The sequence below is a fragment of the Thauera aromatica genome, assembly GCF_023093595.1.
Lineage (GTDB): Bacteria > Pseudomonadota > Gammaproteobacteria > Burkholderiales > Rhodocyclaceae > Thauera > Thauera aromatica_A.
Genome location: NZ_JALLIK010000087.1, coordinates 1 through 21,839, shown reverse-complemented (window position 1 = coordinate 21,839; position 21,839 = coordinate 1). Strand labels below are relative to the sequence as shown.

The window sequence follows — 21,839 nt, the reverse complement described above, 5'->3', positions numbered from 1 at the left end:
CTCCGCACTTACAGGAACCCTGGACGACCGTGACGCTTGCAGAAATCGTCGAGCAGCACGCTGGCCATCGCATATTTCATCGGGAACACCGGGGGCAGGTGGTCGACATGGAAAAAACGTGCGTCCTCGATTTCATCGACCGCGCAGACGATCTCTCCGCCGGCGTACTCCGCCCGGTAGCCGAGCATCAGGGCATGAGGGAAAGGCCACGGCTGGCTGGCCACATAGCACAAATTCCGGACATGCAGCCCGGCTTCTTCGAAGACCTCGCGCTGGACGGCATCTTCGGCCGACTCGCCGGCATCGACGAAGCCCGCCAGCGTGCTGTACAGACCGGGAGCGAAATGCGGCGAGCGCCCGAGCAGGATCTCCGGCCCGCGCTCGACCGCCATGATCACCACCGGCGAAACCCGCGGGAAGTGCTCGCGCGCGCAGGCGTCGTTGGTGCAGACGCGCGCGATCATGTCCGGCTTCAGGATCGTCATCGCGCCGCAGGCACCGCAGTACTGGTGGGCACGATCGAATTCGAGGAGCTCGAGGCTGCGCACCGCCCGCTCCCGCAGCGCGCGCGGCAGGGTGTCGAGCAGTCCTTTCAGGTGGCGGAACGCGTGACCTCGCGGAGCTTCGGCCTCGCGGGCGACCTCGGCGACGAAGCACGCCTCGCCCTGCCCGCCTCCGGTCGGAATCACACGCAGCGGCGCGACCGCGGCCAGATAGTCGCGCCACGCCGGCGGCGGCCCGCCGGCCTCGTCGACCAGCAACTGATTGCCCCGGAAGATCAGGCAATCGGCACCGGCGCCGAGGGCTGCCGGAAGAGAGATCGAATGATCATCGCGCATATTCGTGGCCCAGCAGGCGCAGTGCCGGCGAGGCCGGCCCGGATGCCGCGACATCGGCTGCGCTGCGGTGGAAAACCCCCGCAGCGCAAGACATAATGTGCGACTCGACTGTCGTGCCCGGGACGGGACTCGAACCCGTAAGCCATGCGGCGGTGGATTTTAAGTCCACTGCGGTTACCGATTTCGCCACCCGGGCGGGGTCCGCATTGTAGCGTGATGCCCGCATCGTGCGCGCGAATCGCACGCCGTCGCCCCCGCGGCTACCCCGCAGCGGCCCCATTGTCTGCCCATCACAGCCCTTCCGCCGTGATCGGCAATGGACGGCCATCGGCAGCGGACACCTACGTACATCCATTGCAGTGGCGCTTACTCCGTGATCGTTCTAGACCTTTCCTGTGACCACAGCCATCGTTTCGAAGCTTGGTTCGCCTCCGCGGCAGCATTCGAGGAACAGTACTCGCAGGGACGGCTGAGTTGCCCGGTCTGCGCCAGCACCGAGGTCCGGCGCCTGCCCAGCGCGCCTTATGTGCGGACACGCGCGAGCGCACCACCTGCGCAGGACGCTCCCGCCCAGCCGCCCGGGCGGCCGGCGCATTCACCGCCAACCGCGCCCCTCGACCGGCTGATGGCCGCGCTACGCCACATGGCGCGAGGCGCGGAGGACGTCGGCGAGCGCCTGCCCGAGGAAGCGCGGCGCATCCACTATGGCGAAGCCGAGCCGCGCAACATCCGTGGCGCCGCATCGCGTGACGAAGTCGAGGAACTGCTCGACGAAGGCATCGCGGTAATGCCCGTGCCGCCGGACGAAAACCTGCACTGAAAGGCGCCGGCCGTTCAACTGCGCACGGCGATCCACGGCACGGTCATTTCGTCCGCACTCAAGCCGCCGTGCACCCCGATCATTTCGTGAAAATGCTCGCCTTCAACATGGTCGATGATCGTCCACCCGGGCTCCATCAGCAGCACATGGGTCCCCACCCGCTCGGCCAGCCGCGGATTCCGCATCCCCGGGCCGAGCAAGCCCGACTCCAGGCAGTCCTTTCCGCTGACGAGCACGGCCTTGCCCGCCAGCTCCACCCTCGCCCATGCTTCGAACTCGGCCGCCGCCCCCCTGCGCACCCGGCAGAAAGCCAGACGACGCTCGCCGAACAGCGGCGCAGCAAGCATGGCGGCCACTTCTCCGCCCGGCGCCAGGTCGACCGTGCGCTGCGGTGACGAATCGATGAAACCATGGTCGGCGGTCACCACCAGATGCACGCCCCGCCCCGCCAACGCATTCAGCAGATTGGCGAACAGCGCATCGATCCGCTCGAAGCAGGCATGGACCTGGGCCGAGCGGCAGCCATGCAGATGGCTGAGCGCATCGAATACGGGGTAGTAGGCATGGACCAGGCCGCCGCTCGCCGCAAGGCGGTCGACCTGAGCCAGGATCTGCGCTTCCAGCCCCCGCAGTCCCTGGTAGGGCTCGACCCGGGCGCCTCGCGCGTGGTGCTGCGAAAAACGCGAAAACGCGATATCGGCCGGGGAGACCAGCACCGCGGGCCGGCTCGCGTGATGGAACATCGGCGGCACCGGACAGAGCCGCGACATCAGCCGGACGGCCTCCAGCGGCGGCCCGGTGCGCAAACTCAGCGGCAGGGGCAGAACGACGCCACCGAACCGGCGGTCATGGACGAACCATCCATTCAGCCCATGGACCGCGGGTGCGACACCGGTCAACAAGGTCGTCACCGCACTCGCGGTGGTGCTTGGACAGACTGAAGTCAGCGCCCCCCGACGGTGGGCATGGAGCACCGAACCCGCCCCCACCGAGCACAAATAACGGTCGCCTAGGCCGTCGATCACCAGCAGCACGACCGTCGCCGCATCGTCCCCCGGGGCAACCCCGCCCGCGTTCCACCCTGCTCCGGGCTCGTGCAGCCAGGTGCGCAAGGTGCTGGCCAGATCGTACAGCCCCCCCGGGCCGTATTCGGGCAGCACGGAATCGACAGGAAGCGGGAAACGGATGTTCAGCACGGGCATCGGGCCGTCATCTGGCGGGCGCCTCCGGCGCCGCAGAGCGGCACAGGACGGAAAACGTGAAAAAGCCGGATGAGCACATTGTACTCATCCGGCTTCGGATTCTGGAGCGGGAAACGAGTCTCGAACTCGCGACCTCAACCTTGGCAAGGTTGCGCTCTACCAACTGAGCTATTCCCGCTTTGACGACAGGGCGCGAAATATAGCAACTTCCGCTTCCTGCCGCAACACTGCAAACTGCATTTACTTCTGGAGGCGCGACTCGGAATCGAACCGGGGTACACGGCTTTGCAGGCCGCTGCATAACCACTCTGCCATCGCGCCACGACCTTTCGGCTGGCTGCTCCGCCCTTGCCGGAGCCTCCGCACCCCAGGAGCGACCCTGGGCAGCAAATTCTTGGAGCGGGAAACGAGTCTCGAACTCGCGACCTCAACCTTGGCAAGGTTGCGCTCTACCAACTGAGCTATTCCCGCCCGGGAAAGACCGCCATTATAGTCAGCCTTTTTTACATGTCAACTTCTGAATTGCATTTCCAGCATCGAGCGCGGTTCACGAACCCCTCTTTCACGCCCTATCCTCATCGAGCAGCAAGGGCATTGCCCGGCGAAGGTAATAGCCCATCGACCACAAGGTGAGCGCAGCGGCGACGTAGATCAGGACCTCGCCGATCAGGCGCAGATCGAAGCCGAGCAGCGGCGCATCGAACAGCAGCAGCGGGATCGCCACCATCTGTGCCGCCGTCTTGAGCTTGCCGACGTAGGCCACGGCGACACTGGCCGACTGGCCGACCCGCGCCATCCATTCGCGCAGCGCCGAAATCGTGATTTCGCGGCCGATGATGACCACCGCGATCAGGGCATCGACCCGCGCCAGCTGCACCAGCAGGATCAGCGCTGCAGCCACCATCAGCTTGTCGGCCACCGGGTCGAGGAAAGCGCCGAAGGCCGAAGTCTGCCCGAGCGCGCGCGCGAGATAGCCGTCGAACCAGTCGGTGACCGCAGCGGCGATGAAAATCCCGGTCGCCACCAGATTCTTGCTCGCCACCGGCATCCAGTTGTCGGGCAGGTAAAAGACGCCGACAAAGATCGGAATGAGCGCGATACGCGCCCAGGTCAGCGCATTCGGGATGTTGAGCGGCATGCCGGCAGGCCAGGAAATCGTGTGATCGGGCTCCGAGTATATCAGCGCCGATCAGCCCCTCGGCGCGCGTCGGAAGGTACACACTTCGGCGCCCCCTGTCTGTACCATCTGTGCCCGAACGCCATACCTCCGACCGCTCCGAACCGCGACACTGCGATGCCCACTCTCCTGCAATCCGCCGCATGGACTGCGCTTTCCGCTCACCGCAACGCCCTTGCCGGACTTTCCCTGAACTCGCTGTTCGCCGAGGACCCCGCCCGTGCCCGGCGCCTGCAGGCCGACGCCTGCGGTCTCGTCTTCCACTACGCGCGGAACCTCGTGCGCGACGACACCCTCGCGCTGCTGTTGCGCCTGGCGCTTGAAGCAGGGCTGCCGTCCCGCATCGCCGCGATGTTCGCCGGCGAACGCATCAACAGCACCGAGGACCGGGCCGTGCTGCACGTCGCCCTGCGCCGCCCGGCGGGCATGCCGAGCACGGTGGAGGGCGTCGACCTCGGCGCCGAAGTCGAGGCGGTGCGCACGCGCATGCGCCGGTTCAGCACCGAAGTGCGCGAGGGGCAGTGGTTGGGTTACAGCGGCCGGCGCATCACCGACATTGTCCATATCGGCATCGGCGGCTCCGATCTCGGCCCGGCGATGGTGTGCGAAGCGCTGAAGGATCTCGCCCACCCAGCGCTGCGCCTGCACTTCGTGTCGAACGTGGACGGCGTGCAGATCGGCGACGTGCTGCGCTGCGCCGACCCCGAGGCCACGCTCTTCATCGTCGCCTCGAAGACTTTCACCACCCAGGAGACACTGATCAATGCCCGCAGTGCCCGTGCCTGGCTGGTGGCCCATGCCGGCAACGAAGCGGCCGTCGCCCGCCATTTCGTCGCAGTGTCGACGAATGCCGCCGCGGTCCGCGCCTTCGGCATCGACGCCGACAACATGTTCGGCTTCTGGGACTGGGTGGGCGGGCGCTTCTCGCTGTGGAGCGCGATCGGCCTGCCGATCCTGCTCCAGATCGGCGCCGGGCACTTCGACGCCTTGCTCGCCGGTGCCCACGCGATGGACGAACATTTCCGCAGCACCCCTCTGGAACGCAACCTGCCGGTGCTGATGGCGCTGATCGCGATCTGGAACATCGATTTCCTCGGCGCGCACAGCCAGCTCATCGCGCCCTATCACCAGCGCCTGCACCGCCTGCCCGCCTACCTGCAGCAGCTCGAGATGGAATCGAACGGCAAGTCAGTGCGTGCCGACGGACAGCCGGTAGGCTGCCACACCAGCCCGGTGATCTGGGGCGAACAGGGCATCAACGGCCAGCACGCCTACTTCCAACTCCTGCACCAGGGAACCCAGCCGGTCCCGGTCGATTTCATCGGCGTCCTCGAGGCCGGCGCCGAGGACGAGTTCCACCACCGCATCGCCTTCGCCAACCTGCTCGCCCAGGCCGAGGCCCTGATGCGCGGACGTAGTGCCGAACAGGCCGAAGCCGAGATGCGCGCCGCCGGCCTCGCCGAAGCACGCATCCAGGCCCTGGTGCCGCACCGGACCTTCCCCGGCAACCGCCCGAGCAACATGATCCTGCTCGAGCGCCTGACGCCTTTCTCGCTCGGTGCGCTGATCGCCGCCTACGAGCACCGCACCTTCGTCCAGGGGGCGATCTGGGGCATCAACAGCTTCGACCAGTGGGGCGTGGAACTGGGCAAGCAGCTGGCGGCCCGGGTACTGGACGAACTCGACCCGGCCCGTCCCGCCGCCCTCCCCGGCGACCACGACGCCAGCACCGAAGCGCTGGTCGCGCGTTACCGCGACCGTTACCGCCGCACGCTCAGTACTTGAGCACGACCCAACCCGGATGGTCGTATTCGCGACCGTAGAAGTTCAGCGTCTCCACCGCCCGCATCAATCCCAGTTTCTTTGCCGGCGCCCGCGGCGCGCTGCGCATCAGTCCGGCGGCATCGGTGATGTCGCCGAGCAGCCATTGCAGGTGGCGCCCGGAGCGGCTGTGGAAATCCCGCCCGGCGACGATCGCGGCGACCTGGCGCTCGATCTCCGCGGCCAGCGCCACGTAGTCGGCTTCGGCCAGCGGCTCGGTCCCGGCTTCGCGGATGCGCTGCTCGAGAGTGTCGCGCAAGGCCGTCATCGCGCTGCGCAGGGCTTCGTCGGCGGGCCGTGGAAGCGCATCGGCCGACGCACCCGGCTCTGCCGCAGGGCGCCCGCCGTCGGCCGCAACCGGGGCAGAGGCGAAACCGGCAAGGGCCGCGACGAGGGCCAGTGCGAAGATGAAGAACCTGGGTTGCATGGGCTTTGCTCCGGAAGAGGATCGACAGGATGGCAATGCTATCCGCTTCGCCGCAGGCGGAGATTGAACTGCATCAAGCCGCCGCCCGCAGCCCCTCCACTCCCGGCGTTTTTTCAGCGGGTGCGGCGCCTTCAGGCCAGCGCCTGCTCCAGGTCGGCGATCAGGTCGTCGACATCCTCAAGGCCGACCGACAGGCGCAGCATCGCATCCGAAATGCCGCGGCGGGCGCGTTCCTGAGCGGACAGGTCATGGTGAGTGGTGGTGCACGGCTGGGTGACCAGGCTTTCGACCCCGCCCAGGCTGGGGGCGAGGGCGAACAGGCGCAGACGGTCGGCGACGCGGGTGGCGTCCGCACCGTCGCCGGCGAGCTCGATCGTCAGCATGCCGCCGAAGCCCGCCATCTGCGCCTTCGCCAGCGCATGACCAGGAAAGTCGGGCAGCCCGGGGTAGAACACGCGACGCACCCGCGGATGGCGCTGCATGGCTTCGGCGATGCGCTGCGCCGAGGCGTTGTGCTGGCGCACGCGCACCACCAGGGTCCGCAGGCTGCGCGCGAGCAGCGACGCGGTGGCGGGCGCGATCATCGAACCGAGGTTCTTGCGCCAGCTCCACACCGGCTGCAGCAGCGCCTTCGCCCCCATCAGCGCGCCAGCGGTGAGGTCGCTGTGGCCGCCGAGGTACTTGGTCGCGCTGTGCATCACGATGTCGGCGCCGAGCGCGAGCGGGCGCTGATTCACCGGCGAGGCGAACGTGTTGTCCACCGCGACCAGCGCACCGTGGGCGTGCGCCCGGCGGGCGATGGCACGGATGTCGATCAGGCTCAGGGTCGGATTGGTGGGGGTCTCGAAGAACACCAGCTTCGCCCCGCCGGCGAGCAGGGCATCGAGGCGCTCGAGTTCATCGTCGAGAATGAGGTGGGTGGGAATGCCCAGCAGCGGCAGCTGGCTCGACAGCAGCTCCAGCGTGCCGCCGTAGGCCTCGCCGACGCAGACGATACCCTCGCGCCCGTGGGTCAGGAACAGCGCGCTCGCCGCCGCCATTCCGGAGCAGAAGGCCCAGGCCTGCTCCGCGCCTTCGAGGCCGGCAAGGGTGTTTTCGAGGGCGAGGATCGACGGGTTCAGCCCGTAACGGGTGTACAGCCCGCCCGCCTTGCGCCCGTCGATGACGTCGAGCAGATCGGCCGTCGACGCGAAGGCGAAGGTGGTGGTGTCATACACCGGAACATGCGGGCTGCCGTAGGCGTCCTTGAAGCCGTGGCCGTGGATGCCGAGGGTGGCCAAACCGGGAGTGCTGCGCTCGCTCATCGTCGTTCTCGCTCGATCAAGATCATTGTCCCGCGCGGCAGCCCTGCCAGCTTCCCCGCCGCGCCAGCTCGGCGCTCAGACGGGGCGCCAGTTCGGACAGGCGCATGTTCCACTGCGGCGCCAGCTTGAGCGCCGGCGGCACTTCGCTGCCCAGGCGCTGGAGCAGGATGTCGGGCGACAGGCGCTCGACGAAGTCGGCCAGCAATGCGATGTATTCGTCCTCGCCGAGCAGCGGCACCGCGCCCGGATCGCGCTCCCAGTCGCGCGCCAGCGCGGTGCCGCGCACGAGCTGGAGCTGGTGGAGCTTGAGCGCGCGCAGCGGCAGCGCGGAGAGCCGGTGGGCGCCGTCGAGCAGGCCGGCGCGCGACTCCCCGGGCAGGCCGAGGATCAGGTGCGCGGTGACGTCCAGCCCGCGCGCCGCCGCACGCTCGATCGCGTCCGCGCTGCAGGCGAAGTCGTGGCCGCGATTGACCCGGCGCAGGGCCTCGTCGGTGCACGACTCGACGCCGATCTCGAGCTCGATGATCGACTCGCGCGCCAGCTCGGCGAGGTAGTCGAGCACCGCGTCGGGCAGGCAGTCCGGACGGGTGCCGATTGCCAGCCCGCTGATCCGGGGATGGGCGAGCGCCTCCTGGTAGCACGCGCGCAGGCGCTCGAACTCGCCGTAGGTGTTGCTGTAGCTCTGGAAATAGGCGATGTAGCGCTGCGTCCCGGGGTAGCGCCGGAGCAGGAAGCGCAGCCCGGTATCGATCTGCTCGCCGATCGGCTGGCGGCGGTCGAGATAGCCCGGGGTGAACCCGGCGTTGTTGCAGAACGTGCATCCGCCGGTGCCGAGCACGCCGTCGCGGTTGGGGCAGCTGAAGCCGGCCGCGACCGACACCTTCTGCACCCGCCCGCCATAGCGGCGCTTCACATGGTCGTTCCAGGCATTGTAGCGGCGTTCGCCGAACGGCGTACCGACAGCGGGGCATGGGGCAGGAGAGGACCGGGCGGAGTGCTCGGCGGCAGCAGTTTCACAGGACATCGGCAAGAGAGGCCGGGACATCGGCGAGGATTCGGTGCTACGGACGCAAAGGTGCAAGTATGCCTGAGCCCTCCCTTCCGGCGCATCCGCTCCGTTGCCGCCCTCTGCCGGCGGCAACGGCCGGCGCAACGCACCAGCGCCACTCATGCTCCACTCAGGCCCCACTCCGCAGCCCGGATTCCGGATGCACGCGGCACCGACGCATGGGTCACAGATGCACGCGCCAATTGCCCCGGCGCCGGCGCTGCCGCACAATCGTTTCCCGTTCCCGCCCATGCGCGCAAGCGCCCCCGCCGCGGCTCTCGGCGCGGCCCCACGACTGCATCCCACGGAGGTCTCCGATGTCGAGCTGGATCGTGATTGCCCTGGTCGTCGCCCTGCTCGCCTGGGCGGTACTGATCTACAACGGCCTGGTCGCGCTGCGCAACCGGGTGAAGAACGCCTTCTCCCAGATCGACGTCCAGCTGCAGCGCCGCTACGACCTGATTCCCAACCTGGTGGAAACGGCCAAGGCCTACATGCGCCACGAGCGCGAAACCCTCGAAGCGGTAATCGCCGCGCGCAACCAGGCCCGGGCCGCCGCCGAACGCGCCGAAGGGGCGCCGACCGATGCCGCCGCGATGCGCCAGCTCGCCGGTGCCGAAGCGGCCCTCGGCGGCATGCTGACGCGCTTTTTCGCGCTCGCCGAAGCCTACCCGGAGCTCAAGGCCAACCAGAACATGATGCAGCTGCAGGAAGAGCTCGCCAGCACCGAGAACCGCATCGCCTTCGCCCGCCAGGCCTACAACGACGCGGTCACCGCCTACAACATCCGCCGCGAGCAGGTTCCCGACGCCCTGATCGCCAACGCCGTGGGCTTTGCCGCCGCCGAGCAGTGGGTGCTGGAGAACGCCGACGCCCGCCAGGCGCTGAAGGTGGATTTCGGCTAGGACCCGCCCCCGTCCGCGCCCCGCTTCGACCCTCCCTCCGCCCGCTCGCGCCCCACGTCCAGGCCTGCCGCCCGCGATGGACTTTTTCGCTGCCCAGGATCGCGCCCGCCGCCAGAGCCGCCTGCTGGTGCTGTGGTTCGCGCTCGCAGTCGTGCTGATCGTCGTCGTCGTCCATGCCGGCGCCGCGCTGCTGCTGTTTCCCGGCGAGGACGGCAGCGTGGCGGCTTCCCGCCTGCTCGACCCGGCGCAGTTCCTCGCGACCGCCGCCGTCGTCGGCGGCGTGATCCTGCTCGCCTCGCTGTACCGCATCGCCCGCCTTGCCGCCGGCGGCGGCGAGGCCGTGGCGCGGACCCTCGGTGGCCGCCCGCTCGCGCGCGCCACCCCCGATCCGCGCGAGCGCCGCCTGCTCAACATCGTCGACGAGATGGCGGTCGCCTCGGGCCTTCCCGCTCCACCGGTCTACGTGCTCGATGCGGAGCCGGGCATCAATGCCTTCGCCGCCGGCGCGCGGCCGCAGCAAGCGGTGGTCGCGCTCACCCGCGGTGCGCTCGAAAAGCTCGACCGGGACGAGCTGCAGGGCGTCGTCGCCCACGAGTTCAGCCACATCCTGAACGGCGACATGCGCCTCAACCTGCGCCTGATCGGCCTGCTGCACGGCATTCTCGTGCTCTCCCTGATCGGCCGCGTACTCTTGCGCGGCGGCGGCCGGGGCGGCAAAAGCCGCTCGCCCTTCGCTCTCCTCGGCCTCTTGCTGGTCGCCGTCGGCCACGTCGGCGTGCTGTGCGGCCAGCTGATCAAGGCTGCAGTCTCACGCCAGCGCGAATTCCTCGCCGACGCCGCAGCGGTCCAATTCACCCGCAACCCGGCCGGCCTCGCCGGCGCGCTCCGGCGCATCGCCGAGCACGGTGCTGACATCGGCCACCCCCGTGCGGAAGAGGTCAGCCACATGCTGTTCGGCGCCAGCGCTCGTCTGTCGGCCTTGTTCGCCACCCATCCCCCGCTCGCGGAGCGCATCCGCCGCATCGATCCGCGCTTTCTCCCCGACGACGCATTTGCCACCCCCACGGCAAGCACCACGGCCGCGACAAGTGCCGCCACCGCGGAAACGACCGCCGCATTCACGGCCACGATCGGCCAGCTCCAACCCGCGCACCTCGCCCATGCCCAGGCCCGGATCGCCCGCCTCGACGGAGCGCTTCGCCAGTCGCTACACGAGCCCTCCGGCGCCCAGGCAATCTGCCTCGCGCTGCTCCTCGATCGCGATCCCGGCATCCGCCAGCGCCAACTGCAAAAGATCGCCGCCGCCCTCGGCGATCCGCTCGCCTTGCGCACCGAACGCGAATACCCCGCGGTGGCCGCGCTCGACCCCGGGATGCGGCTGCCGCTGATCGAGCTCGCCCTCGGGCCGCTGCGCGAACTCGACCGGGCTGGCCGCGAGCGCTTCATCGCGCTCCTCGATGCCCTGGCCGGCACCGACGGCTGGCTCGCCCTCGGCGAATACGTCCTCGTGCGCCTGCTGCGCGATACGCTCCAGCCCCGCTCGCCGGCACCCGCGCTCGCGGCCAGCCCGGCCGAGCTGCGCTGCCACACCGCACTGCTGCTGTCGGTGATCGCCATCGCCGGCCAGCACGACGCAGCCTCCACCCGCGCCGCCTATGCCCGCGGTGCCGCAGCCGCCCCGCTCGACGCGCTCGGCCCCCTGCTGGAAGCCGGTGAAATCGACTTTCCCGCGCTCGACCGTGCCTTCGCCCAGCTCGCCGCCACCGCCCCCCCGTTCCGCCGTCGCCTGGTGTACGCGATGGCCGAGGCGGCGATCGAGGACGGGCGGCTCGCCCCGATCGAAGCCGAGCTGCTGCGCGCGGCCTGCGAAGCACTGGACTGCCCGGCCCCGCTCCGCCTCGACTGAAGAGGCCGGAATCGACGACGCCCCGGCGGCAGCACCGGCCGGTCACAGTCCGCCGGCCCCTGGCACAGCCGGCTGACCCGCCCCCCGCCGAGCGCCGGCCTGCGCGCTGCGCTAAACTGCCGCAGCCCGCGCGCCGCGCCACCTCCACCCGCAGATTCCAACCGTTTGAACCGTTTCAACCCTATCCCCCAGGAGAGTTCCATGAGCCTGCTCGCCCAACTGAAAAAGGATTCCCTGCTCGCGCGCAAAGCCGCCGACGGCGTGCGCGCCACCTTGCTCAGCACCCTGATCGCCGAAGCCGAGATGGTCGGCAAGAACGCCGGTAACCGCGAAAGCACCGATGACGAAGTACAGCAGACGATCCGCAAGTTCCTCAAGAACAACCAGGAAGCGCTCGCGGTGATCAAGGACGCCGGGCGCCGCGCTGCGCTCGAAGCCGAGACCGCGATCCTCACCGCCTACCTGCCGCCGATGGCGAGCGAAGCCGAAGTGAAGGCCTTCATCGCCGAAACCGTCGCCGCCCTGACCGAGCGCGGCCCGAAGCAGATGGGCGTGGTGATGGCGGCGCTGAAGGCGAAATACGGCAGCAGCTTCGACGCGAAGCAGGCCAACGCCTGGGTCAAGGAGGCCCTCACCGGCTGAGCTGCCCTCTTCCCGCCGCGGCGCCCCTCCCATGGCTACCACCCGCTCACGGCACGATGCGCTCCAGGCGCCGCAGCCCTCGCCGGCCTCGGCCAGCCTGTGCCCGATGCACCCGCGCTGGACCGGCCCCACCTCTGCCAGGCGAATCCAGTGATCGCCGACCGTCAGACCGGCCGCTTCCGGCCGGCGATTCGCCGCATTGCGCCGACGCACACAAGCGAACCGGCCGGCGACGACGCATGACCCCCTGGGCAGTCACCCTCGTCGCCACGCTTGCGGCCTTGCTCGGTTTCCGCTTCGCGGTGCGGCGCGGTCTGGCGCCGAAGCGGGTGCCGCATGACCGGACCCCGGCCGATCTGGGCCTGACCTTCGACGCGGTGCGGATCCCGACCGCACGCGGCCGACGGCTGTACGCCTGGTTCGTGCCCGCCGAGAGCGCCGTACCGGCGCCGGTGGCGCTCGTCATGCACGGCTGGGGCGGCAACGCCGCGATGATGCTGCCGCTGGTGCCGGCGCTGCACGCCGCCGGCCTCACGGTACTGCTGGTCGACGCCCGCTGCCACGGCCACAGCGACGAGGACGACTTCGCCTCGCTGCCGCGCTTCGCCGAAGACATCGACCACGCTCTGGCCTGGCTGCGGCACTACCCGTACGCGGACGCGCATCGCATCGCGCTGGTCGGACACTCGGTGGGCGCCGGCGCAGCGCTGCTCGCGGCATCGCGCCGTGACGATGTGGCGGCCGTGGTCAGTCTCGCCGCCTTCTCCCACCCGGTGGCGATGATGCGCCGCCTCCTGGCCCACAAGCGTGTGCCCTATCTGCCGCTGGGCTGGCTGGTGCTGCGCTACGTGGAGCATGTGATCGGTCACCGTTTCGACGACATCGCTCCGGTGACGACCATCGCCGCGATTCGCTGCCCGACGCTGCTGGTGCATGGTGCGCAGGACACCACGGTGCCCCCGTCCGAGGCCCGCCTCATCCACGCCGCCCGCAGCGGCGAGCATGTGCGGCTGCGCATCATCGCCGCCAGCCACGACGACTTCGGCGACCCGCAGGACATCGCCGCAGAGGTGGCCGAGATGACCGGCTTTCTGCGAAAGGCGCTGACGGAACCGGCCTGATCGCGTATGAAAAGCGGTCAAAAGCGTGACAGACCACGATTCTCCATGGCATGGACACCGCCTCTGCCCACAGGCCATGCGGCAAACCAACTCAACCCGCCACCCGCCCCCGCAGCAGCGGCAGCAAGGCGATCACCCCTAGCACTGGCCCCGGCAGCAGCAGCCACGACACCTTCGGCCCCCAGTCGGCCACCATCGCAGTACCCCATGAAATCGACACGATGGTCAGCGCGAAGCCGATGGCATTTTGCAGCGCCAGCGCGCTGCCGACGATCTCCGGCGGGCAGGCGCGTGCGGACATGGCCGAGAACTGGGGCGAGTCGGCCGGCACGCTGAGTCCCCACAGCAGGAAAAAGGCCAACAGCCACGCCGGCGACGCATCGGCCACCAGCGGGAACAGCGCGCAGCACACCCCCGAGATGGCCAGCGCCACCGCGGCCACCGGCGCACTGCCGGTGCGGCGGCTGATCGCGCCCCCGGCAAAGCAGCCCAGCGCGCCGATGCCGATGATCACGAAGCTCAGGGCGGACACCGGCGCGAGCGCGACCAGCGACGACCCTGCCACCAGCAGCGGCACCAGCGTCCACACGGCGTAGAGCTCCCACATGTGGCCGAAGTAGCCCAGCGCCGAGGCGCGGAACACCGGGATGCGGAACGCCGTCAGCACCGCCCCCATGCGCAGGGCCGGCGCGCCCTCACGAGGGCGCAGATGCGGCCCGTCGCCGAGCCTGAGGATCATCGCCGCCGCCAGCAGCGCCAGCACCGACGAACCCAGCAACACCGCCTGCCACGCCGCGCCGCCGGCGAGCTTCAGGCCGTGCGGCAGTGCCGTGCCCAGCGTGAGCATGCCCACCAGCAGCGCCAGGGCATGGCCGGCGCGCTCGGGCACCCAGCTCACCACCAGCTTCATTCCCAGCGGGTACACGCCCGCCAGACTCAGCCCCACCATAAAACGCAGCACCAGCGCGCTGGCCATGCCGTCGGCGAGGAAGGCGAAGGCCGCATTGGCCGCGGCGCCGATCACCGCGCAGACGGCGAAGATGCGGCTGGCGGCGAAGCGGTCGGCGAGCCCGGTGAGTGCAAACCCCAGGGTGCCGAGGATGAAGCCCAGCTGCACGGCGTTGGTCAGCTGCCCGATCTCGGCCGGCCCGATGCTCCACACGCGCATCAGCGCCTCGCCCACGCCGTTGGCCGAGAACCACAGCGACCCGCCGAAGAGCTGGGCAAAAACGATGGTCGGTATGACGGGCAGGCGCATGGGGGCGAGTATAGATGCAAGTCGAACGGGATCAGCGCCCCCGCCCGCAGACGACCGCGTCGCCGCGGCGCAACAGCCCGCCGAGCAGCACCTGCTTCAGCGCCCAGCGCTTGATGTCGTCGAACAGTCCCACCGCCAGCACGTAGTGCGGTCCCTTCTTCAGCCGGTAGAACAGATGACTACCGCACTTACGGCAGAAGCCCCGATCAGCGGTGATTCAGCGCAGCGCGGCGTGGATCTGCTCGGCGAGCTTGCGGCTCACGCCGTCGACGCGGCACAGGTCCTGGACGGTGGCCTCGCGCACGCCGTCCAGGCCGCCGAAGGCGGCGAGCAGCTTGCGCCGGCGCGCGGGGCCGACGCCGGGGATGTCCTCCAGCTTCGAGCCCACGCGCGCCTTGCCGCGGCGGGCGCGGTGGCCGGTGATGGCGAAGCGGTGGGCCTCGTCGCGGATCTCGACGATCAGGTGCAGCGCCGCCGACTCGCCGCCGAGCGCCAGGCCCTCGCGGCCGTCGGGGAAGATCAGCGTCTCCAGCCCGGCCTTGCGCCCCTCGCCCTTGGCCACGCCGACCATCGCCACCGCCTCCAGCCCGACTTCGGCGAGGATCGCGCGCGCCGCGCTGACCTGGCCCTTGCCGCCGTCGATCAGGATCAGGTCGGGACACAGGCCCTCGCCCGCGGCGACCTTGCCGTAGCGCCGCTCGAGCGCCTGGCGCATCGCGGCGAAGTCGTCGCCCGGGGTGATGCCGGCGATGTTGTAGCGGCGGTATTCGGCGCGCTTCATCGCCCCGGCTTCGCAGACGACGCAGGAGGCCACGGTGGCCTCGCCCAGGGTGTGGCTGATGTCGAAGCACTCGATGCGCTGCGGCGCCTCCTCCAGGCCGAGGGCCTCGCGCAGCGCCTCGAGGCGCTGTTCGATGCGGCCGGTGTCGCGCGCGCGCGCCTGGATGGCGAGGCGGGCGTTCTTTTCCGCCATCTCCATCCACGCCTTCTCGGCGGCGAAGCGCGGCGCGACGACGCCGGGCGGACGCTCGGCGAGTTCGGCCAGGGTCTCGCGCAGCGGCTCGGGCGGCAGGTTCACCAGGATGCGCGCCGGCATCGGGTGCTGGCTGTAGTGCTGTTCGACGAAGGCGAGCAGGCTGTCGGCCGCGCCCGACACCGCCGCGCCGCTGGGGAACTGCGGGCGGTCGCCGAGGTGACGGCCACCGCGCACCATGGCGATGTTGACGCAGACGAGGCCGTCGGCCTCGACCGCGGCGAGGATGTCGACGTCCTCGTCCTTGCGGCTGTCGACGAACTGGCGGTGGAGCACGGCCTGCAGCACGCGCACCTGGTCGCGGCAGGCGGCGGCGTCCTCGAAGGCGAGGCGCTCGGCGGCGGCGTTCATGCGCGCGGTAAGGTCGTCGATGACTTCGTTGGCCTGGCCGTCGAGGAAGCGGGTGGCGAGCTTGACGTCGGCGGCGTAGTCGTCGGCGCCGATGAGCCCCACGCAGGGCGCGGTGCAGCGCTTGATCTGGTGCAGCAGGCAGGGGCGCGAGCGGTTGGCGAAGACGCTGTCCTCGCAGGTGCGCAGCTGGAAGGTCTTCTGCAACAGGTGGATGCTTTCGCGCACCGCGTAGGCGTTGGGGAAGGGGCCGAAGTAGCGTGCGCCCTTGGCGAAGGCGCCGCGGTGGTAGGCGAGACGCGGGAAGGCGTCGGCGGAGAGCTCGATGTAGGGGTAGGTCTTGTCGTCGCGGAAGAGGATGTTGTAGCGCGGCGCGAGGCTCTTGATGAGGTTGTTCTCGAGGATCAGGGCCTCGGCCTCGGAGCGCGTGGCGGTGACGTCGACGCGCACGATCTGCGCCACCATCATGGCGATGCGCGGGCTCGAGAGCGTCTTCTGGAAGTAGCTCGAGACGCGGCGCTTGAGGTTCTTCGCCTTGCCGACATAGAGCACCTTGTCCTCGGCGCCGATCATGCGGTAGACGCCGGGCTCCTCGGTGAGGGTGCGCAGGAAGGGCTTGGGGTCGAAGGCGGCGTGCTCATTCTTCGGGTCGGACATGCGCTTGCTCGTTGGCTGCTTGTGGCGCCTCGCGTTGTGTGACGAGCGCGCCGGACACGTTACGGCGGGTTAACACCCTCTCCTGCCTGGAGCGGACACGAGGCATTCCTTCCATGGGCTGCGAAACTCGCTCGCGCCGCTCGCTCAGACAGTCCTCGCCCCTTCCAGGAACGCCCCGCATCCACTCCAGCGCTGTCGGTACTCGACGGCTGGTCGGGCATCGATGCCATGGGTCCGGGAATCGTTGCCGGGGAAAGTTCTGTTCGGTTCGTGATTATCCGCGTTTGCTCAGGACTTCTGTGCGTTGCTCGCCGATGGTGGCGGCGGTCATCGCGGGCGCGGCGCCCGTGTCGTCAGGGATGGCGGCGACGCGCTCGCGCGCCTGGACGTAGGCGGCGTGCAGTTCGAGGGCGAAGGGGGCGGCGAGCCAGGCGGGACGTGGGGTGGTCGGGACGATCGCCGCGAGGCGGGCGAGATTGTCCGCATCGGGCTCCGGCGCCCAGCGCTCGAGCAGTTCGGCGGCAAGGTCGGGGCGGTTGCACACCAGCAGCATGTCGCAGCCGGCGGCCCAGGCTGCTTGCGCGCGGCCGACGATGTCGCCGGCGACACGGGCGCCTTCCATGTTGAGGTCGTCGCTGAAGATCACGCCCTGGAAACCGAGGCGGCCGCGCAGCACGTTCTTCAACCAGAACAGCGAGAAACCGGCCGGTTGCGGTTCGGGACCGGGGTCGGCGTTCGGGTAGATCACGTGCGCGGGCATCACGCCGGCGAGCTGGCGGCCGAGGTGGTGGCGGTAAGGGGCGATGTCTTCCGCCCACAGGGTGTCGAAGTCGCGCTCATCGACCGGCACGTCGTGGTGGGAGTCGGCCTCGACGCCGCCGTGGCCGGGGAAGTGCTTGCCGACCGCGCCCATGCCCGCCTCCGCCATGCCGGCGACCAGCGCCTGGGCGAGCGCGGCGACCGCCTGCGGGTCGCGGTGGAAGGCGCGGTTGCCGATCGCGCCGCAGACGCCGTAGTCGAGATCGAGCACCGGGGCGAAGCTCAGATCCACGCCATGGGCGCGCAGCTCGGCGGCGAGCACGAAGCCGGTGGCACGCGCCGCCTCGAGGGCTGTGTGCGGGTCCTGCGCCCACAGCGCGCCGAGGCTGCGCATCGCCGGCAGGCGGGTGAAGCCGTCGTCGCGAAAGCGCTGCACCCGGCCCCCTTCGTGGTCTACGGCGATGATCAGGGCGGGGTCGCGCAGCACGCGGATCTCGGCGGTGAGCGCGGCAAGCTGTGCGGAGCCGGTGAAGTTGCGCGCGAACAGGATCACCCCGCCGACCCGCGGGTCGCGCAGGCGCGCGCGCTCCTCGTCGGTGAGGGCGGTAGCGGCGACGTCGATCATGACGGGACCGCGAGGGCGGAAGAATGGATTGCTCATTGGTCAAACTTCTCTGGTAGCGGGCTTCGGCAAACTCGAACGTAGTCTGTCCATCGGGTCAGGTGGACCACTTATGCGAAAGCGATTCTGCTTGCTGCAACACCAACTCGACCGCGTCAGGCTGTTTGTCTGGTGGATACTTCCACTTTTGCAGGCAGCGCCGCACCAAAATCCGCAGTCGCGCCCGCACACTTTCGCGCACCTGCCAGTCCACCGTCGTACTGGCGCGGAGCTTCTCCGTGATTTCAATCGCGATCTTCTTCAGCGTGTCGTCACCCAACTCGCGCACCGCGCTCTCGTTGTTGGCCAACGCATCGTAAAAGGCAATTTCATCCTGCCCAAGACCCAGTGCGGCTTCGCGCTCCAGCACGGTCTGGAACTCCTTGGCCATCTGGATCAACTCTTCGATGACCTGGGCCGTCTCAATGGCACGGTTGTGATACTTGCGCAGGGTCTCCAGCAGACGGTCACCGTATTTCTTCTCCTGCACTACGTTGTTGCGTGCTCGTGCCTTGATCTCATCGCGCAGCAGTTTTTCCAGCAATTCCACGGCCAGATTGCGGCTTTCCATCTGGCGCACGTCTTCAAGGAACTCATCCGACAGCAGACCAATGTTCGGCTTGTCGAGCCCCGCCAGCGCAAAAATGTCGGCCACACCATCGGCAACGATGGCGTTGTCCAGGATCTGCTTCAGCGCACTGTTTTTCTCATCAGAAGATCGTTTCTTGTCCACCGTGGTGAACTTGGTGATGGCCGCCTTGATGGCCGAGAAGAAAGCGATCTCCTTGCGCAGCGCAGCGGCCTCGTCCAACGTGCCGCACAGTGAATAAGCCTTGGCTACAGCCACCATCGTATCCAGAAAGCGCTGCTTGCCATCCTTCAAACCCAGCAGATGGTTGGCACAGGGCACCAACAAGGCCGCCGCCTTGGTTTCAAAACCGCTGTAGTCGCAGCCGTGCATCATGCCGCGCACGATGTCCATCTTCTCGAGCAACACAGCCAGCGCTTCGGCGGCGTTGTGCGTGGGGTCACCTTTGCCCTTGGCTTCGGTGTAGGTCTTGAGTGCGGCCTTCAGTTCGTTGGCGATGCCGATGTAGTCCACCACGAGGCCGCCCGGTTTGTTCTTGAACACCCGGTTCACCCGTGCGATAGCCTGCATCAGGTTGTGGCCCTTCATGGGCTTGTCCACATACATGGTGTGGCAGCACGGCGCATCAAAGCCGGTCAGCCACATGTCGCGGACGATCACCAGCTTTAGCGGGTCCTTGGCATCCTTGAAACGCTTCTCCAGTCGCTTTTTCACCTGCTTGCTGTACAAGTGCTGTTGCAGCAATTCCTTGTCAGCCGCCGAACCGGTCATCACTACCTTGATGACGCCACTTTCCGGATCGTCGTCGTGCCAGTCTGTCCGCAAGGTGACGATAGCCTTGTAAAGCTGGGCACAGATGTCGCGGCTCATGCACACGATCATGGCCTTGCCATCCAGTGTTGCGCTGCGGGTTTCGAAGTGCTCGACCAAATCCTTTGCCACTTGTGCCAGACGCGGCTCGGCACCCACCAGCTTTTCCAAAGCGGCCCATTCGCTCTTGGTCTTTTCGCGGCTGGCGATGTCCTCTTCGTCTTCCACCACCTCGTCGACCTGCTCGTTAAGCGCGTCGATCTCGGCCTGCTTCACATCGAGCTTGGCCAGGCGGCTCTCGTAGTAGATCGGCACCGTCGCGCCATCGTCCACAGCATCCTGAATGTCGTAAATGCTGACGTAGTCGCCAAACACCGCACGCGTGTCCTTATCCTCCAGGGCAATCGGTGTGCCGGTGAAGCCGATGAAGGTGGCATTTTTCAGTGCATCGCACAGGTGCTTGGCATAGCCGAACACATACTTGCCAGCCTTCTCATCGAAACGTCCCTTGGTGCCGTACTGGCTGCGGTGTGCTTCGTCCGAGATGACCACGATATTGGATCGGTCGGACAACAAAGGATGCTCTTCTTCCTCGTCCAGCAGCGCGAATTTCTGCACTGTGGTGAAGATGATGCCGCCCGCCTGACGCGAGGCCAGCATCTCGCGTAGCTCATCGCGGCTGCCCGCCTGTAATGGCGTGGTCTTGAGCAAGTCACCGGCGGCGCAGAAGGTGGCAAACAACTGGCCATCCAGATCGTTACGGTCCGTCACCACCACCAACGTGGGGTTCTTCATCTCCGGCTGTTGCAGCAGCTTGCCCGCGTAGCAGGCCATGGTGATGCTCTTGCCCGAACCCTGCGTGTGCCATACCACACCGGCCTTGCGCGAGCCTGGCTTCACTTCTTTGCCATAGGTGGCGCGTTCTTCCCGCACCTCCAGCAAGCCCTTGTCAGGCGAACTCGCCGCGATCACCGTGGCGCGCACTGCCTCACGCACGGCATGGAACTGGTGATAGCCCGCGATCTTCTTGATCACCGCATCGCCATCCTGCTCAAACAGCACGAAGTGACGGATGTAATCGAGAAATAGCTCCGGCGAAAAAAAACCGCGCACCACAGTTTCCAGCTCCAGTTGCAGGCGGGGGCGATCATCTTCGTTGGCGATGGTGCGCCAGGGCAACATTCGCTCGGCATTGGCTGTGAGCGACCCCACACGTGCCGTCCAGCCATCACTGACCACCAGAGCTTCATTGCTGTTGAAGAGGTCGCTGATTTCGTCCTTATAGGTTTGCAGTTGGTTGAAAGCATCCCAGACGTCAGTCTGCTCGTTGGACGGGTTCTTCAGCTCGATCACTGCCATTGGCAGGCCATTGATGAAGGCCACCAGGTCAGGCCGCCGAGGCTGTTTGGTGCCGGTAACCGTCAATTGGTTGATGACCAGAAACTCGTTGTGCTGCGGGTTGGCGAAATCGATCAGGTGCACCAGATCGGTTTTCTTTTCATCCCCTACCGAGAACTCCACAGCCACACCCGAGAGCAGCAGCCGGTGAAAGCTGCGGTTGCGCACCACGGCCTGCGGCTCGCTGATGGTCTGTATAACGTGTACTGCCTGCTCTAGCGCAGTGGCAGGAATGTGCGGATTGATCCGGGCCAGGGCCGCCAGCAATCGGTCGCGCAGGATCACCTGCCGGTAATCGGCCCGCTCCGGATTTGTACCGTCAGGCGCAATGTCCGGTCCATGCACAAACTGCCAGCCGGTTTCCTGAAACCAGCCAATGCACAGATCTTCGAGTTGTTGTTCGTTCATCATGGCTGCGCCAACTCCCTGATTTGTGCCAGCCATGCAGCAAAGAACGCACACTCGGCCTCAATCTTGGCCAGCCCAATCTTCTGGGCAACGATGGGGCCATGCCTGCGCTTGCGATAACTGGGGTTGTTCAATTCGCGCTCCAGATGCGCAGCAGGTTTGGTTTCTGGTCGGTCGTTGATGTGTTCGGGCGACTCGGCGGCTGCACGTGCCGCCGCCAGTGCATCGCTTGCCGCCAGCCAACCCGGCTCGACACGCGTCAATGTGGGCACGTCGCTGAACAGTAGTGCCTCGAACTCATAAGGCTGGATGTAGGGGATGAATCGGTTCGGCTGGCATCCGGCCTCAGCCACCACATCGGCATGCAGCGCTTGTTTCAGCATATCCAATCGTCGTGGCAAGTCGGGCTGTGCCTGTGAAGCATCGAACCCAGGAAAGCCGCTGTCCAGGCGATACAGATCAAACAAGGTCGTGACCACCGGCGCACTGTTCTGCCGCAAGGTATTGCGCAAGTGGCGTTTAACCCGCTCGTACTTCAAGGCACCGCCTTTGTGGCCGGGAGAGGTTTCCACCATCTCCGGGATCAGGTTCAGACCATCTCGTTATACACAACTCTGCCCCACCAGAGCGCCGGCTGAAATAATCGTTGACCTTCAATGACTTACGCGAAGCGCTTGTAAACCTTGCAAAAAACGCGTCTACTCTT

Annotated in this window: 18 protein-coding genes and 4 tRNA genes; 6 read left to right on the top strand and 16 right to left on the bottom strand. The window is 67.6% G+C overall.

The features are described from left to right. Positions 1-8: 8 nt before the first annotated feature. The gene (nudC, locus tag MXC99_RS04675) at positions 9-839 is read right to left on the bottom strand and encodes an NAD(+) diphosphatase (RefSeq protein ID WP_247724385.1); all 831 of its coding nucleotides are present in this window, start codon (positions 837-839) and stop codon (positions 9-11) included. 114 nt (positions 840-953) lie between these two features. Next, positions 954-1,035: transfer RNA gene (locus MXC99_RS04670), tRNA-Leu, on the bottom strand. Between the two features lie 177 nt (positions 1,036-1,212). Between MXC99_RS04670 and MXC99_RS04665 the strand changes: the two genes are divergently transcribed. Then, a complete protein-coding gene (locus tag MXC99_RS04665) occupies positions 1,213-1,659 on the top strand; it encodes a DUF1178 family protein (RefSeq protein WP_247724384.1) in 447 nt (148 codons plus the stop codon). 14 nt (positions 1,660-1,673) lie between these two features. On the opposite strand, the gene MXC99_RS04660 is transcribed toward MXC99_RS04665, so the two are convergent. The 5 genes from MXC99_RS04660 to pgsA form a co-directional block, all read right to left on the bottom strand. After that, entirely contained in the window at positions 1,674-2,861 is a 1,188-nt protein-coding gene (locus tag MXC99_RS04660) for an alkaline phosphatase family protein (protein ID WP_247724383.1), read from the bottom strand. A gap of 102 nt (positions 2,862-2,963) precedes the next feature. Further along, positions 2,964-3,039, bottom strand: a tRNA-Gly gene (locus tag MXC99_RS04655). Positions 3,040-3,108: 69 nt separating this feature from the next. Beyond that, positions 3,109-3,182 (bottom strand) — tRNA-Cys (locus tag MXC99_RS04650). Positions 3,183-3,256: 74 nt separating this feature from the next. After that, a tRNA-Gly gene (locus tag MXC99_RS04645) sits at positions 3,257-3,332 on the bottom strand. 91 nt (positions 3,333-3,423) lie between these two features. After that, positions 3,424-3,999 (bottom strand): CDP-diacylglycerol--glycerol-3-phosphate 3-phosphatidyltransferase, encoded by a 576-nt coding sequence (gene pgsA, locus MXC99_RS04640; RefSeq protein WP_247724382.1) that lies wholly within the window; start codon positions 3,997-3,999, stop codon positions 3,424-3,426. A 156-nt stretch (positions 4,000-4,155) separates the two neighbouring features. Here pgsA and pgi point away from each other — a divergent pair, with 156 nt between their 5' ends. Beyond that, the gene (gene pgi, locus MXC99_RS04635; protein ID WP_247724381.1) at positions 4,156-5,823 is read left to right on the top strand and encodes a glucose-6-phosphate isomerase; all 1,668 of its coding nucleotides are present in this window, start codon (positions 4,156-4,158) and stop codon (positions 5,821-5,823) included. Here the strand turns inward: pgi and MXC99_RS04630 are convergent. The 3 genes from MXC99_RS04630 to MXC99_RS04620 form a co-directional block, all read right to left on the bottom strand. Continuing rightward, positions 5,813-6,286, bottom strand: a complete 474-nt coding sequence (locus tag MXC99_RS04630; protein WP_247724380.1) for a hypothetical protein — start codon at positions 6,284-6,286, stop codon at positions 5,813-5,815. The two genes, pgi and MXC99_RS04630, sit on opposite strands and share 11 nt — an antisense overlap. A 131-nt stretch (positions 6,287-6,417) precedes the next feature. Further along, a complete protein-coding gene (locus MXC99_RS04625) occupies positions 6,418-7,590 on the bottom strand; it encodes a trans-sulfuration enzyme family protein (protein ID WP_247724379.1) in 1,173 nt (390 codons plus the stop codon). 22 nt (positions 7,591-7,612) lie between these two features. Beyond that, positions 7,613-8,614, bottom strand: coding sequence for a TIGR01212 family radical SAM protein (locus MXC99_RS04620; protein WP_282100133.1), 1,002 nt, complete (start codon positions 8,612-8,614; stop codon positions 7,613-7,615). A gap of 341 nt (positions 8,615-8,955) precedes the next feature. Here MXC99_RS04620 and MXC99_RS04615 point away from each other — a divergent pair, with 341 nt between their 5' ends. The 4 genes from MXC99_RS04615 (at position 8,956) to MXC99_RS04600 (ending at position 13,212) form a co-directional block, all read left to right on the top strand. Further along, positions 8,956-9,543: a LemA family protein gene (locus MXC99_RS04615; RefSeq protein WP_247724377.1), complete on the top strand. Its 588-nt coding sequence runs from the start codon at positions 8,956-8,958 to the stop codon at positions 9,541-9,543. A 76-nt stretch (positions 9,544-9,619) separates the two neighbouring features. Then, positions 9,620-11,449, top strand: a complete 1,830-nt coding sequence (locus MXC99_RS04610) for a M48 family metallopeptidase (protein WP_247724376.1) — start codon at positions 9,620-9,622, stop codon at positions 11,447-11,449. Between the two features lie 201 nt (positions 11,450-11,650). Next, the gene (locus MXC99_RS04605; RefSeq protein ID WP_247724375.1) at positions 11,651-12,091 is read left to right on the top strand and encodes a GatB/YqeY domain-containing protein; all 441 of its coding nucleotides are present in this window, start codon (positions 11,651-11,653) and stop codon (positions 12,089-12,091) included. 239 nt (positions 12,092-12,330) lie between these two features. Next, complete coding sequence (locus tag MXC99_RS04600) at positions 12,331-13,212, top strand: alpha/beta hydrolase (RefSeq protein ID WP_247724374.1); 882 nt, start codon at positions 12,331-12,333, stop codon at positions 13,210-13,212. Positions 13,213-13,303: 91 nt separating this feature from the next. Here MXC99_RS04600 and MXC99_RS04595 read toward each other — a convergent pair whose 3' ends face one another. The 6 genes from MXC99_RS04595 to MXC99_RS04575 form a co-directional block, all read right to left on the bottom strand. Then, on the bottom strand, positions 13,304-14,470 hold the full coding sequence (locus tag MXC99_RS04595) for an MFS transporter (RefSeq protein WP_247724373.1): 1,167 nt from the start codon (positions 14,468-14,470) through the stop codon (positions 13,304-13,306). 31 nt (positions 14,471-14,501) lie between these two features. Next, entirely contained in the window at positions 14,502-14,687 is a 186-nt protein-coding gene (locus MXC99_RS16915) for a GFA family protein (RefSeq protein WP_282100132.1), read from the bottom strand. Beyond that, a complete protein-coding gene (gene uvrC, locus MXC99_RS04590) occupies positions 14,688-16,508 on the bottom strand; it encodes an excinuclease ABC subunit UvrC (RefSeq protein ID WP_247724372.1) in 1,821 nt (606 codons plus the stop codon). A gap of 274 nt (positions 16,509-16,782) precedes the next feature. Beyond that, the gene (nagZ, locus tag MXC99_RS04585; protein ID WP_247724371.1) at positions 16,783-17,928 is read right to left on the bottom strand and encodes a beta-N-acetylhexosaminidase; all 1,146 of its coding nucleotides are present in this window, start codon (positions 17,926-17,928) and stop codon (positions 16,783-16,785) included. Positions 17,929-17,986: 58 nt separating this feature from the next. After that, positions 17,987-21,136 (bottom strand): type I restriction endonuclease subunit R, encoded by a 3,150-nt coding sequence (locus MXC99_RS04580; RefSeq protein ID WP_247724370.1) that lies wholly within the window; start codon positions 21,134-21,136, stop codon positions 17,987-17,989. Next, the gene (locus tag MXC99_RS04575; protein ID WP_432654231.1) at positions 21,133-21,717 is read right to left on the bottom strand and encodes a DUF4276 family protein; all 585 of its coding nucleotides are present in this window, start codon (positions 21,715-21,717) and stop codon (positions 21,133-21,135) included. The genes MXC99_RS04580 and MXC99_RS04575 overlap by 4 nt, the downstream gene beginning before the upstream one ends. Positions 21,718-21,839: the final 122 nt, after the last annotated feature.